General features: G+C 53.6%; 12 protein-coding genes. 7 read left to right on the forward strand and 5 right to left on the reverse strand.

Annotated elements, in window-relative coordinates:
- Positions 1-271: 271 nt before the first annotated feature.
- Together fabG and BM261_RS09690 are read left to right on the forward strand one after the other, a co-directional pair.
- Positions 272-1000, forward strand: coding sequence for a 3-oxoacyl-ACP reductase FabG (gene fabG, locus BM261_RS09685; RefSeq protein ID WP_074897780.1), 729 nt, complete (start codon positions 272-274; stop codon positions 998-1000).
- Positions 1000-2223, forward strand: a complete 1224-nt coding sequence (locus tag BM261_RS09690; protein ID WP_074897783.1) for a beta-ketoacyl-ACP synthase — start codon at positions 1000-1002, stop codon at positions 2221-2223. Before fabG ends, BM261_RS09690 begins: the two co-directional genes overlap by 1 nt.
- Positions 2224-2381: 158 nt before the next feature.
- On the opposite strand, the gene BM261_RS09695 is transcribed toward BM261_RS09690, so the two are convergent.
- On the reverse strand, positions 2382-2855 hold the full coding sequence (locus BM261_RS09695; protein ID WP_074897785.1) for an OsmC family protein: 474 nt from the start codon (positions 2853-2855) through the stop codon (positions 2382-2384).
- 275 nt (positions 2856-3130) lie between these two features.
- Here BM261_RS09695 and BM261_RS09700 point away from each other — a divergent pair, with 275 nt between their 5' ends.
- From BM261_RS09700 to BM261_RS09720, 5 genes are all read left to right on the forward strand, one after another.
- Positions 3131-4270, forward strand: coding sequence for a PilT/PilU family type 4a pilus ATPase (locus BM261_RS09700; RefSeq protein WP_003773128.1), 1140 nt, complete (start codon positions 3131-3133; stop codon positions 4268-4270).
- A gap of 77 nt (positions 4271-4347) precedes the next feature.
- Positions 4348-4665, forward strand: coding sequence for an HLGFF motif protein (locus BM261_RS09705; protein ID WP_074897787.1), 318 nt, complete (start codon positions 4348-4350; stop codon positions 4663-4665).
- 2 nt (positions 4666-4667) lie between these two features.
- A complete protein-coding gene (ccoS, locus tag BM261_RS09710; protein WP_003773124.1) occupies positions 4668-4862 on the forward strand; it encodes a cbb3-type cytochrome oxidase assembly protein CcoS in 195 nt (64 codons plus the stop codon).
- 15 nt (positions 4863-4877) lie between these two features.
- Positions 4878-6173, forward strand: a complete 1296-nt coding sequence (locus BM261_RS09715) for an MFS transporter (RefSeq protein WP_074897790.1) — start codon at positions 4878-4880, stop codon at positions 6171-6173.
- Between the two features lie 121 nt (positions 6174-6294).
- Positions 6295-6660, forward strand: a complete 366-nt coding sequence (locus tag BM261_RS09720) for a YkvA family protein (protein WP_070452924.1) — start codon at positions 6295-6297, stop codon at positions 6658-6660.
- A gap of 345 nt (positions 6661-7005) precedes the next feature.
- On the opposite strand, the gene BM261_RS09725 is transcribed toward BM261_RS09720, so the two are convergent.
- From BM261_RS09725 to BM261_RS09740, 4 genes are all read right to left on the reverse strand, one after another.
- Complete coding sequence (locus BM261_RS09725) at positions 7006-8454, reverse strand: dihydrolipoyl dehydrogenase (protein ID WP_074897792.1); 1449 nt, start codon at positions 8452-8454, stop codon at positions 7006-7008.
- Between the two features lie 292 nt (positions 8455-8746).
- A complete protein-coding gene (locus BM261_RS09730; protein ID WP_074897794.1) occupies positions 8747-9499 on the reverse strand; it encodes a glutathione peroxidase in 753 nt (250 codons plus the stop codon).
- A 155-nt stretch (positions 9500-9654) separates the two neighbouring features.
- Complete coding sequence (locus BM261_RS09735) at positions 9655-10530, reverse strand: 1-acylglycerol-3-phosphate O-acyltransferase (protein WP_369668770.1); 876 nt, start codon at positions 10528-10530, stop codon at positions 9655-9657.
- A 64-nt stretch (positions 10531-10594) separates the two neighbouring features.
- Positions 10595-13212, reverse strand: a 2618-nt coding sequence (locus tag BM261_RS09740) for an Ig-like domain-containing protein (RefSeq protein WP_143095772.1), incomplete at its 5' end; no start/stop codon positions are given.

Here is a 13212-nt window from a genome sequence, read left to right on the forward strand (position 1 = left end):
GATACGGATAATCGGCTTTCAGACGGCTTCAAGCCGCCACAGGCTACCTGAAAACAGAATTTCAATGCCATCCAAATATGAAACGGCAACGAAATGCCAAAACAGCCGCCTAGCCATTCCGACAAATCCGGTTCGCAGGTACAATCCGCGTGCTGCGCATCCAATCCAAATACAGCCCAAACTTCAGCTTGGTGGAAACTTGCCGCGCTTTGTTTTCAGGTAGCCTCCACTCGACATAGGCCGCCGCCAACCCATATCAAAGGAACACATCATGACCCAAACCATCCTCATCACCGGCTCCACCCGCGGCATCGGCCGTGCGGCCGCTTTGGCCTTGGCACAAGACGGCTTCGACATTGTGGTACACGGCCGCAGCCGCATGGCGGATGCCGAGGCGGTGGCGGAACAAATCCGTTCGTTAGGGCGGCAGGCACAGGTATTGCAGTTTGACGTGGCCGACCGCGCCGAATGCCGACGCGTACTGGAAGCGGATATCGAAGCGCATGGCGCGTATTACGGCGTGGTGCTGAATGCGGGGCTGACGCGCGACAATGCCTTCCCCGCGCTGGAAGACGAGGATTGGGATCGCGTATTGCGCACCAATCTGGACGGCTTCTACAACGTGCTGCACCCGCTCATCATGCCGATGATCCGCCGCCGCGCGCCGGGGCGGATTGTGTGCATGGCCTCCGTGTCCGGCCTGATCGGCAACCGCGGGCAGGTGAACTACAGCGCGTCGAAGGCGGGGCTGATTGGCGCGGCCAAGGCTTTGGCGGTGGAGCTGGCCAAACGCAAGATTACGGTCAACTGCGTTGCCCCCGGCCTGATCGATACGGAAATTTTGGACGAAAACGTGCCGGTGGAGGAAATTTTGAAAGCCATTCCGGCGCAGCGCATGGGGCTGCCTGAGGAAGTGGCGCATGCCGTGCGCTTCTTAATGAGCGAACACGCCGCCTACATCACGCGGCAGGTGATTGCGGTAAACGGAGGATTGTGTTGATGAAAACCAAACGGGTGGTGATTACCGGCGTGGGCGCGGTGTGCGCCTTCGGCCGCGAGTGGCACGAAATCGAAGCCGCTTTCCGCGCAGGCAAAAACGCCGTGCGCCGCATGGAGGCGTGGGATGCCTTCCCCGAAATGGAAACCCTCCTCGGCGCGCCGCTGCCCGCCTACGCACCGCCCGCACATTGGACGCGCAAACAGCTGCGCAGCATGGGCCCGTTGGCGCAATACTGCACCGATGCCGCCGAACAAGCGCTGAAACAGGCAGGCTTGCTCGGCGATCCCGTTATTCGCAACGGCAGCATGGGTGTGGCCGCCGGCTCTTCCAGCGGCAGCACTGCCGACGTGCTCGACATCGGCCTGCTGCTCGCCCGCCAGCCCAACAATTTCAACGCCAACACCTATGTGCGCATGATGCCGCACACCACCGCCGCCAATGTGGCCATCTTCTTCGGCCTCACCGGCCGCCTGATTCCCACCTCCAGCGCCTGCACCTCCGGCAGCCAAGGCATAGGCTACGCCTACGAAGCCATCAAATACGGCAAAATCCCTATGATGCTGGCCGGCGGTGCCGACCAGCTCTGCCCATCCGAAGCATACGTGTTCGACAGCCTCTACGCCGCCAGCCGACGCAACGGCGAACCCGAACTCACCCCCCGGCCCTACGATGCCGCACGCGACGGCCTCGTGCTCGGCGAAGGCGGCTGCATGATGGTACTGGAAGAGTTGGAACACGCCCAAGCACGCGGCGCGCACATTATCGCCGAGATTGTCGGCTACGGTGCCAACTGCGACGGCAGCCACATCACCCGCCCCGAAATGCGCACCATGCAACGCTGCATCGAACTCGCCCTCGAAGATGCCGCCCTGCCGCCCTCCGCCGTCGGCTACGTCAGCGGCCACGGCACCGCCACCGAACAAGGCGACATCGCCGAAACTCAAGCCACCGCCGCCGTGTTCGGCCACATCCCGATCAGCTCGCAAAAAAGCTACCTCGGCCACACCCTCGGCGCTTGCGGCGCGCTCGAATCCTGGTTTGCCATCGAAATGATGCGCAGCGGCTGGTTCGCCCCCACGCTGAACCTGAACGACATCGACCCCCGCTGCGGCGGAACCGACTACCTCACCGGCTCCGGCCGACACATCGACACCGAATACGTGATGAACAACAACTTCGCCTTCGGCGGCGTGAATACCTCGCTGATATTCAAGCGTTGGTAAGGCTCGTTTGCAACTAAGAGGCTACCTGAAAACAGTTTGAAATATTTTCAGGTAGCCTTTCGTTTGTTTGTACTTACTTGGGGCAACACTACTATAAAGGCTACCTGAAACTTTCAGGTAGCCTAAATATTCAGATATAAGCTGCGTTTTATCAGCCCTCACTCCACCACAATCTCACACTCACATTCCACCTCAAAATTCAACGAATTGGCGATAAAACACAAACGATGCGCTTCGTGGTGCAGGGCTTTGGCTTGTTCGATGTGCTGCGCTTGAGTGATGGTAACCTGCGGGCGCAGCGTGGCTTTGACGAACCTGCCGGGCTGCGTGCGGCTGCCTTCGTCCATCACGGCTTCGGCGTGGTCGGTGTAGGCGGTTACGGTGATGCCGGCGGCACTGCACAGGTGCAGATACCAGAGCTTGTGGCAGGCGGAAACGGCGGCCAGCAGCATGTCTTCGGGGTTGTGGCGGTGTTCGTCGCCGCGAAAGGCAGGGTCGGACGAGCCAAGCAGGTCGGGTTTGCCAGTGATTTGGACGGTGTAATCGCGCGAATAGGCGGTGTAGGACGATGTGCCGCTGCCCAAATTGCCCGTCCATTCGACGGTGGCACGGTAGATGTGTTGTTTGCTCATAGATGTTTCCTTGTGGCTTGGTGGTTTTGCTGCGTTGAAACTGCGTTTTGATGGCAGCCTGCACGGATTATACCGAACGGGCGGCGCAGTCGAATATTCGGATTTACCGTGCACTGATTGAATGTGCAGGCTGCTTTTTCAGACGGCCTACCGTATCGAACACGGTAAAAACCGCCTACCGACCGCACAAATCACAGTATAATCGCCATCTTTCAGGCCGTCTGAAAAACAGGCGGATTATCGGACGGAAAACCAATTATTACAGGGAATACATCATGCAAACTCAAAAACCAACCGAGCCGCTGAGCATCAAAGAAACCATCTTCAACTGGCTGCGCTATATGTACGAACAAAAAGCGTCAGACCTCTTCATCACGGCCGAATTTCCGCCTGCCATCAAACTCGACGGCAAGCTGACCCCCATCAGCGACCGCCCGCTGACGGCAGGTACCTGCGGCGCAATCGCCCAGGCCATCATGACCGAAAAACAGCGTGAAGAATTTGAAAACACCAAAGAATGCAACTTTGCCATCAGCCTCGACGGCGTGGCGCGTTTCCGTGTCAACGCCATGATTCAGCGCGGCGCGGTGGCCCTCGTCATCCGCATCATCAACAGCGTGATTCCGAAAATGGACGACCTGAAACTGCCCGAAGTGCTGAAAAAAGTCTCCATGCAAAAACGCGGGCTGGTGATTTTCGTCGGCGGCACAGGCTCGGGCAAATCCACTTCGCTGGCCGCCATGATCGACTACCGCAACGAAAACAGCTACGGCCACATTATCACCATTGAAGACCCGATCGAATTCGTCCATCCGCACAAAAACTGCATCGTTACCCAACGCGAAGTCGGCGTGGACACCGACAACTGGTTCGCCGCCCTGAAAAACACCCTGCGCCAAGCGCCCGACGTCATCCTCATCGGCGAGATTCGCGATCAGGAAACCATGGAATACGCCCTGGCCTTCGCCGAGACCGGCCACCTCTGCATGGCCACGCTGCACGCCAACAGTTCCAACCAGGCACTCGACCGCATCATCAACTTCTTCCCCGAAGAACGCCGTACCCAGCTTCTGACCGACCTCTCGCTCAACCTGCAAGCCTTTGTTTCGCAACGGCTGGTTCCGAAAGAAAACGGCAAAGGCCGCGTGGCCGCAGTGGAAGTGCTGTTACAGTCGCCGCTGATTTCCGACCTCATCCTGCGCGGCGAGGTGCACGGCATCAAAGACATCATGAAAAAATCCACCGACATCGGTATGCAGACCTTCGACCAGGCCTTATACGAACTGTTCGAAAGCGGCCAAATTTCCTACGCCGAAGCGATTAAAAATGCCGATTCCGCCAACGATTTGCGTTTGGCCATCCAACTGAAGAGCCGGCGCGGACAAAATGCCGGCATCGACTTCGAACTGCTGTAACCCGCGATTGAGGCCGTCTGAAAACACATTTCTACTTTTTCAGACGGCCTCTTCCTTTCTCACCACGTTTATCCGCCATGCATTATTTCAGCCTCCACACCGACAACGGCAGCCACATCGGCTTCCTGATTATGACCGCCGACGACGAAAGCGAACAGCCGCCGCAATCGGGGCAGTTCCTCATCAAACTGCAAAGCGAAACACCGCCGCCCGCCGACATCGCCCTCCTGCTCGAACCGTTTACCGACAGCGGGTCGGCCTGCCGCTGGCAAACGGAAAAAGACCATGTCGTACTTTATGGCGGCGATGGCGGCATCGAAGGCAGAATCCGCAACGAATACCTTACCCTGTCCGGAAAAACCTTCCTGCTTAACGACCTGACCGGATTGATTTGATTATGGAAAGCATGTACATCCTGGTGCCCATCAGCCTGATTCTCGGCGCCGTCATCATCTACTTCTTCTGGTGGTCGGGCAAAACCGGCCAGTTCGACGACCTCGAAGGCCCCGCCCACCGTATCCTGATGGACGACGACAACTACCACGAACCGGCAGGACAAACACAGGCGGATACGGCCGAATCAGACGACTAAAACCAAGGAACAGCCATGAAACCAAACGATTTTTCCTTTGCCAAAAGCCGCCGCTTCGCCCCGCTGTTCGGCACACAGTTCCAAGGCGCGCTGAACGACAACCTGTTCAAAACCGCCCTGTTCGTCATGATCAGCTATCACGGCCTGGGGAAAAACAGCATCCTGCCGCCCGCGCAAATGCTGAATCTCGGCGCACTGCTGTTCATCCTGCCCTATTTCCTCTTTTCCTCCATCTCCGGCCAACTCAGCACCCGTTACGACAAAGCACGTTTCGCCCGCATCATCAAAATATTGGAAATCGTCATCATGGGCGTGGCGGCCTACGGTTTTTATATCCAGTCGTCCGTATTGCTTTTGGCCATGCTGTTCTGCATGGGCGCGCAGTCCACGCTGTTCGGCCCGCTGAAATACGCCATCCTGCCCGACTACCTCGAAGAAGGCGAACTGATGATGGGCAACAGCCTGATCGAGTCGGGCACCTTCATCGCCATCCTGTTCGGCCAAATCATCGGCACCGTCGTTGCCGGCGCGCCGCATTGGGTTGTCATGACCCTCGTCATCCTGATCGCCGTCGGCGGCACGCTGACTTCCTTCTTCATGCCCTATGTCGGCGCGAAAAACCCGCACCAGCCGATAGACCTCAACATCTTCCGCAGCACCAAGCAGCTTTTGAAAGACACTTTCGCCCAACGCGAACTCTACACCGCCATCATCGGCATTTCATGGTTTTGGCTGATTGGCGCGGTTTATACCACCCAACTGCCCACCTTTACGCAAAAACACCTCGGCGGCAACGACAATGTCTACAACCTGATGCTTGCCCTGTTTTCCATCGGCATTGCCGTAGGCTCGATATTGTGCAGCAAACTCAGCCGCCACCGCCTGCACCTCAGGCTGGTCAGCGTCGGCACCCTCGGCCTGACCGCCTCCGGCATCCTGCTGGTATGGCTCACCCACGGCAACCACTACCAAGCCGGACAATTCCAAGACATATTCGGCTTTCTGTCCAACGGTTATGCCTATCCCGTTATGGCCTGCATGATTGCCATCGGCTTCTTCGGCGGCTTTTTCTCCGTACCGCTCTACACTTGGCTGCAAACCGCCAGCAGCGACGAATTCCGCGCCAACGCCATCGCCGCCAATAACATCATCAACGGCCTGTTTATGGTGGCCGCCGCCATCATCAGCGCGGTTTTGCTGTTCCTGTCAGACAGCATCACCCTGCTCTACCTGGCCGTTGCCGTCGGCAACCCACTCCTGCTGGCTTATTTGATCAGGCTCGACAAACGCTTCATCCGCCGCGCGCCCTAACCTGATTTTGCATAAAGGGGTATTGAGATAAGGCCGTCTGAAAACCATATAGCGGGTGTTTTCCGGTACTTCGACACCACGGAAACGCCCGTTTGTTTTTTAAGAAGAAAGGCCGTCTGAAATGAACCAATCCGCACCAGAAGACTACATCCCCTCCTTCCGCCGCCGCAAACTGGACGAACCCGGCCTGCTGCGCAAAATCGCCCGCTACGCCGCCCGCCTCGGCGCGCCGGTGGTCAAGCAGCTATACGCGCTCTACTACCTCTACCGCTCCCCCGCCACGCCGACCAAGGCGAAATGGATTATTGCCGGCGCGCTGATTTACTTCCTCAGCCCGATAGACAGCATTCCCGATATTCTGGTCCCCTTGGGCTTTACCGACGACATCGCCGTACTGGCTTTGGCCTACGCCCAAATCAAAGCCTACCTCACCGCAGACATCCTCGACCGCGCCCAAGCCGCTACCGACGAACTGCTGCAACGCTAAACCTTCTAAGCACCGACGGAAACCATCAAGCCGTCTGAAAACCCGTAATGCGGTATGGCGGGATTTTTGCCCGCTGCATGATAGATGAACCGGCAGCAATCATGTGTCTGTTATTCATCAACAGCCCTTCCGTTCAAAAACATCATCAGGCCGTCTGAAACACATTGTATTTGTTACGGCAGGCAACAAACCGACGCCGTACCGCTTAGCATGCTGCCCGCTTCCGATTTACAATCTTCGGCTGTTTAAGCCAATCCATCAGCGATTGCGGCAAATACACAAACAAAGGCCGTCTGAAAACCGGTTTTCCGGCTTTCAGACGGCCTCAATGTATCAAAACACGACTTAGTCGCCAACACATTCCTTGCATTCGCTATGCATTTCGCCGCCGATTTTCAGCTTGGCCATCACGTCGCGCAGGGCGGTTCTCAGGCCTTCTTCGATAACGGGATGATAGAACGGCATATCCAACATCTGCGGAATGGTCATACCCGCCTGATGCGCCCAGGCCAGCAGGTGCGCCAAATGTTCGGCGGCAGGGCCGAAGATTTCCGCGCCGATGAAGCGGCCGCTGCCCTGTTCGGCATACACGCGCATATGGCCTTTGTTTACCAGCATCACGCGGCTGCGCCCCTGATTGCGGAAGGAAACTTCGCCGATGGCGATGCATTCGGGATTTTTGTAACGTTGACGCACCTGGGCGTAACGCAAGCCGACGCTGGCAATCTGCGGATTGGTAAACACCACGCCGATCGTGCTGCGGCGCAGGCCGTTTGCGATATTCGGATAGCGTCCGGCATTGTCGCCCGCGATTTTGCCTTGGTCGCTGGCTTCGTGCAGCAACGGCAGTTGGTTGGATGCGTCGCCGGCGATGAAGATGTGCGGGATGCTGGTCTGCATGGTCAGCGGATGGGCTTTCGGCACGCCGCGTTCGTCCAATTCGATATTCAGGTTTTCCAAACCGATGTTGTCGGTATTCGGACGGCGGCCGACGGCGGCCAGCAGGTATTGCGCGGTGAATGTGCCGCTTTGTCCGTCTTCGCGCCATTTGACTTCCACATTGCCTTCGCCGTTCAGGCCGACTTCGGTGTCGGCGTCCAGGTGCAGGGTCAGTTCTTCGCCGAACACGGTTTTGGCTTCTTCCAGCACCACGGGGTCGGTAATGCCGCCAATCAGGCCGCCTTTACCGAAGATTTCAACTTTTACGCCTAATCGGGAAAGTGCCTGTCCGAGTTCCAAACCGATGACGCCCGGGCCGAATACGGCGACGCTTTCAGGCAGGGTATCCCATGAAAACACGTCGTCGTTGATAATCAGGCGGTCGCCCAAAGCCTGCCATTGCGGCAAAACAATCGGGCGCGAACCGGTGGCGATGACGATGCGGTCGGCGCGGATTTGGGTATGGTCGTCGATTTGTACGGTGTGCTCGTCGATGAATTTGGCCGAACCCATGATGCGTTTTTCAGACGGCCACGCTTCCACGTCTTCCACCACAAACCCGACGAAGCGGTCGCGCTCGGATTTGACGCGGTTCATCACTTCTTCGCCGTTCACTGTGATGCTGTCTTTATCCAGATGAATGCCGAAGGGGTCGGTATGCAGGGCGTGATGGCGTGCTTCGGCCGCGGCAATCAGCAGCTTGGACGGCATACAGCCGACGCGGGCGCAGGTCGTGCCGAAAACATGGTTTTCGATTAGGTAAACATTGTCGGTGTATTGGCGGGCATTGCGGAATGCGCCCATGCCGGCTGTACCGCCGCCGATGACGACGACGTCTGCTTGCAGTTGTTTCATTGCATTTCCTTCCATATTGGTTAGCGGGGTTGCCGTCGATATGGCGGCTTGATATTGGGGCTGCGTTTTGGCAATATTGTCGAGGCCGCACGTTTTTTCAGACGGCCTTTTGTGATATGTGTGTGTTTGGGTGGTGTATTTGCGTCTTGCGCAGCCCGATAAAGATGCCGTGAGGACGGCATGATAATGAAAAGGGTTATTCGGGTAACACGGCACGGCGGGTCGGGTTACCCGAATAACCCTTAGGTTATCCGTCGGGCGGTGGTTAAACCGCCCGTTTACAGCGGAAAACTTAGTTTTTAGCCAAGTAAGCTTCCAAGTCTTCGCTGCCGCCGATGTATTGGCCGCCGATGAATACTTGCGGTGCAGTCGCCTTGCCTGTAATCGCGCGCACGGCAGTAGTGGTCGCATCTTTGCCCAAAACGATTTCTTCGTAAGCCAAGCCTTTGTCTTGCAGGGCTTTTTTGGCTTTAGCGCAGAACGGGCAGCCCGGTTTGGTGAATACGGCAACCGAAGGCTGTTCTTTCCAAGAAGGATCGATGGATTTCAGCATGGTGTCTGCATCGGATACTTCAAACGGATCACCGTCTTTTACCGGCTCTACGAAAGCTTTTTCAATCACGCCGTCTTTAACCAGCATAGAGTAACGCCAAGAGCGGTCGCCGAAGCCCAGTTGGTCTTTAGAAACCAGCATGCCCATGCCGCATGTGAATTCGCCATTGCCGTCCGGTACGACGGTGATGTTTTCGGCTTCCTGATCGGCCAACCATGCGTTCATCACAAAAGTGTCGTTTACGGATACGCACAAAATGCTGTCCACGCCGCGTTTGAAGAATTCTTTGGCCAATTCGTTGTAGCGCGGCAGGTGGGTAGAAGAGCAAGTCGGGGTAAATGCACCGGGCAGGGAGAATACGACCACGGTTTTGCCTTTAAACAGGTCGTCGGTAGAAACGTCTACCCAAGCGTCGCCTTGGCGGGTGTGGAATACGACTGAGGGTACTTTGGTACCGACCAGTTGTTCTGAAGTTTTAATGTTGATGCTCATATCAATCTCCTGACTTAAATGGTTCAAGGGTAAATGGAATACGGGAAATGCGTCTGACCCGTGGAATTTCAATAGGTGCATTCTAAAACACCTTGCACGATTTGTATAATTTATTGTTCAAATTTTTTTAATTGCTTTATACTATTTATTATAATTTATTCTGCCAAAACTTTATGAATTTTACCGACTTCCCTGCCAATCGCGGCTTCAATTTTATCCTTTACCTCATACCTGTCACCCTGCGGTTTTTCAAGCGGCAAAAAGTCCACATGCACTTCTATTTCTTGCATGGAAACAATGCGCCACAATGAAACGAATAAATTGACTTCACTGAATGAAGGCTGCGTGGTCCGCCGTTTTTGGCTGTCGAAATATCGCAAGGCCAAAGGCTGGATTTTGGAACCGGCATCAATTGCGGATTGGAACAACGCGGCTTTGAACGGCAGGATGCCGTTACCGCTGGAAGTACGTGCTTCAGGGAAAAAACAGACGTTCTTTCCCTCTGCCAGCGAACGGCAAATCGCTTCATTGATGATATTGATGTCTTTTCGGTTGCTCCGGTCGATAAATACCGTATCCGCATTGCGCGCCACCCGCCCGATTACCGGCCAACGACTCAATTCCTTCATGGCGATAAAACTGCTCGGGCAGAGTGCGGTAATTGCAAAAATATCCAGCAACGATATGTGGTTGGCCACCACCAATACGCCTTTCAAGCTTTCAGACGGCCTGTTATTTGCAATCAGACGAACATTCAATATGGAAAGTGCTTCGGCACAAATAGCCGAAAATTCGGCATTCCGTTGTTCGACAGAAGCTTTGTCCAACCGCCTGATCCGCCGTACTGTTGAAAACAGCCAAAGAAGCATTTTAAACAGTCGGAAAAAGCGGGTTAAAAATGGCGTGGAATAGTCTTTCATACAAAAATGAACAATCAATAAAATACGAAACGGGTGCGATACTAAATTCAGACGGCCTATCAAGCCAGATGTTTTTCGGTTTTTTGCATAAACGGCCGTACCCGAATCCATACCTCTGCCGCTGAAGAAATAAAACCCCTCAATGATTAGGATTGAGGGGTTTGACTTTCAGCTATTAACCGAGGAATTCAACATGTTTTTGCAATACGCTATCCAATGTTTCACCACTGGACAAACCGTTGAATGTAACGCTGTTGCTGTAAGTATGACCATCTTTACCTACACCGCTGAAGCTCAGTGTATGAGAAGCATCATCCCAAACTGCGTTGGAGAGTTTGTCTGCACTTACCACATCTGCAAAGACAACCTTATCCGAACCCGCTTGGAAATCAGTAATGACATCCTTACCACTGTTGCTGTTGGCCAAGAAGACGAATTTATCATCACCTTCTCCACCGGTTAAGGTGTCGTTACCTGCACCTCCAAACAATACGTCGTTACCTGTTCCTCCATTCAAGGTATCGTTACCACCGGTAGAGCGGCCATCCAAGAGCGAGCTCCAATTGCTCTGTACATAATCAAGAATCTGTTGATCGCCGACATCACTTCCACCGTTGACAGACCATTTCAGATACTCTTTCAGAGCATTCATACCTTCACCTTCATGGTTGGCTGCAGTATAAGCAACTCCTGTATTGCCGTTGACCCAAGTCAGGTTGTCAGTGTAGATACTGTCGCCGAAAATGACATCATCACCGGCACCACCATTGATGGTGTCGTCGGACACAGCAACATCTACTGTTTTGAGCGTACCCGATTTCAGTGCGACATCAAACTCGTTCTTATTGTTCACTACCTCTGCATCACCGGTAGCACCTCTATAGGTAACGTCATTCCAACCAGTACCTGTGTACGTATTGTATGAGTAGGAATCTTCAGTAATAGAGCCACCATTTTCCATTGTGTTATCAAAGTGATTTAACACATTTTCCTGGATACCTCTAGCCAGCCCAATCGCATGAACCGAAGAAACTTTAGCCAAGTCTTTAAAGCTAGCCTGAGCTGCGTCAATGACTGTCTGATTAACGTAACCACCACCAACAGTGATACCTTGTTGAGTATAAGCTGTAGGTTGACCGTCGGTAATGAAATAAGTCACATTCTGGTAACCATTATTCGATACCGAATTAAACCATGCTGTTACATCTTGGAAGATATCATCATAGTTGGTCAGACCGCTGGCTCTAAAGCTCATGATGCTACGAACCAGTTGATCAACATTCTCTTCAGTCAAATCGGCAATATGAACTTCTAATGTTGCTAACGTATTGAACGTAAAGAATGAAACATTAACCTTACCATCATGCCCAACCAAGTCATGCGCCAGTTTCAACAAAGCATGTTTCGCCATATTGAAATAGCTCTGGTTATCACCCGACTTCAGGGTATTCATACTATTGGATTTATCCAACACAATAGCAACGTTATAGTCTGCACCAGAATTAATGATAGTTTCAATACCGCCTTTATCACCAACTAGTACATCATCTAATTTACCACCATTCAAATTACCATTTGCAGTATTGCCATCTACAATGATTTGGCTCTGAGGAGCACCTTCCACAGTAATTGCCAACTGTGCAGTAGAAGTGTCACCATCAGCGTCAGTAATTGTATAAGTAAAGGTATCTTGAACCGTTTCATTCTCAGACAATGCCTTAACCGCAGGATTACTATTATCCAAGGTATAGGTATAGGTACCATCAGCATTCAGTTTCAATTGACCAAATTGGCCATCTTGAACTGTTTGGGTAACTAAAGTAGGTGCATCTACACCTATGGTGTCGTTAGTTAATACATTCCCTGTTACTGAAGCATCACCTTCCATAATGGTATTAGCGTCATTAGCCGCCACTGGCGCTGTATCAGTAACACGTACAGTCAACAGATTCTGAGCAGTATGACCAGCCAAATCAGTTACAGATACAGTAAAGCTATCACGAATCATATTATCTGCTTTGCCAGTATGATCTTTAGCCTGACCATTTTCGTTATAGCGATACATAATCGTACCGGAAACTGCATCATAACCTGTTACTGTTAACGTACCATTTGCGGTTGTAATTACAACAGGGTTAGTTTCTGTTGCTGTAATTACTTCTCGTCCATTAACTTCAATAGAACTAAGTCCACCAGTTTCAGTCACCTTAATCTGCCCATTCACTGTTGCAGAAGATGCCTCTTCAACCGTTTCGGTTTTGCATTCAACTACAGGGGCAACTGTATCTATTACTCCACTGTCACTACTGTGGCTAATATTTCCAACTTTATCACGCACAGAAGCCTCAACAGTATATTTACCATCTGCCAACTCTTTCGGCACATCAACTTGGTAGTCACCCACCTCATCAGTCTGAGTAGTTACGGTCTGGCTTGCGCCTTGGGCATCGGTCACCACCAGGGTCACGGTGCTGCCCGCAGGTACGCCTTCAACGTGGCCTTTGATCAGCGGAGTGTTGTCTGTGCTGACGCCGTCCGCTGCGTCTACGGTAATCACCGGCGCGGTCGCGTCGATTTCGCCTTTGTCTTGGGCGGTGCTGCTGTTGCCAGCTGCGTCGCTCACGCTCGCGTCAACGGTGTACACGCCGTCTGCCAAGGCACCCGGTACTTCAACTTGGTAGTCGCCGTTGGCGTCGGTTTGGGCGGTGACGGTCTGGCTTGCGCCTTGGGCATCGGTCACCACCAGGGTCACGGTGCTGCCCGCAGGTACGCCTTCAACGTGGCCTTTGATCA

It is taken from the genome of Neisseria elongata subsp. elongata, assembly GCF_900113545.1.
Classification (GTDB): Bacteria; Pseudomonadota; Gammaproteobacteria; order Burkholderiales; family Neisseriaceae; genus Neisseria; species Neisseria elongata.

Coding starts and splice junctions, on each gene's coding strand:
- fabG (WP_074897780.1), top strand. CDS start 272: ATGACCCAAACCATCCTCATCACCGGCTCCACCCGCGGCATCGGCCGT.
- BM261_RS09690 (WP_074897783.1), top strand. CDS start 1,000: ATGAAAACCAAACGGGTGGTGATTACCGGCGTGGGCGCGGTGTGCGCC.
- BM261_RS09695 (WP_074897785.1), bottom strand. CDS start 2,855: ATGAGCAAACAACACATCTACCGTGCCACCGTCGAATGGACGGGCAAT.
- BM261_RS09700 (WP_003773128.1), top strand. CDS start 3,131: ATGCAAACTCAAAAACCAACCGAGCCGCTGAGCATCAAAGAAACCATC.
- BM261_RS09705 (WP_074897787.1), top strand. CDS start 4,348: ATGCATTATTTCAGCCTCCACACCGACAACGGCAGCCACATCGGCTTC.
- ccoS (WP_003773124.1), top strand. CDS start 4,668: ATGGAAAGCATGTACATCCTGGTGCCCATCAGCCTGATTCTCGGCGCC.
- BM261_RS09715 (WP_074897790.1), top strand. CDS start 4,878: ATGAAACCAAACGATTTTTCCTTTGCCAAAAGCCGCCGCTTCGCCCCG.
- BM261_RS09720 (WP_070452924.1), top strand. CDS start 6,295: ATGAACCAATCCGCACCAGAAGACTACATCCCCTCCTTCCGCCGCCGC.
- BM261_RS09725 (WP_074897792.1), bottom strand. CDS start 8,454: ATGAAACAACTGCAAGCAGACGTCGTCGTCATCGGCGGCGGTACAGCC.
- BM261_RS09730 (WP_074897794.1), bottom strand. CDS start 9,499: ATGAGCATCAACATTAAAACTTCAGAACAACTGGTCGGTACCAAAGTA.
- BM261_RS09735 (WP_369668770.1), bottom strand. CDS start 10,530: ATGGATTCGGGTACGGCCGTTTATGCAAAAAACCGAAAAACATCTGGC.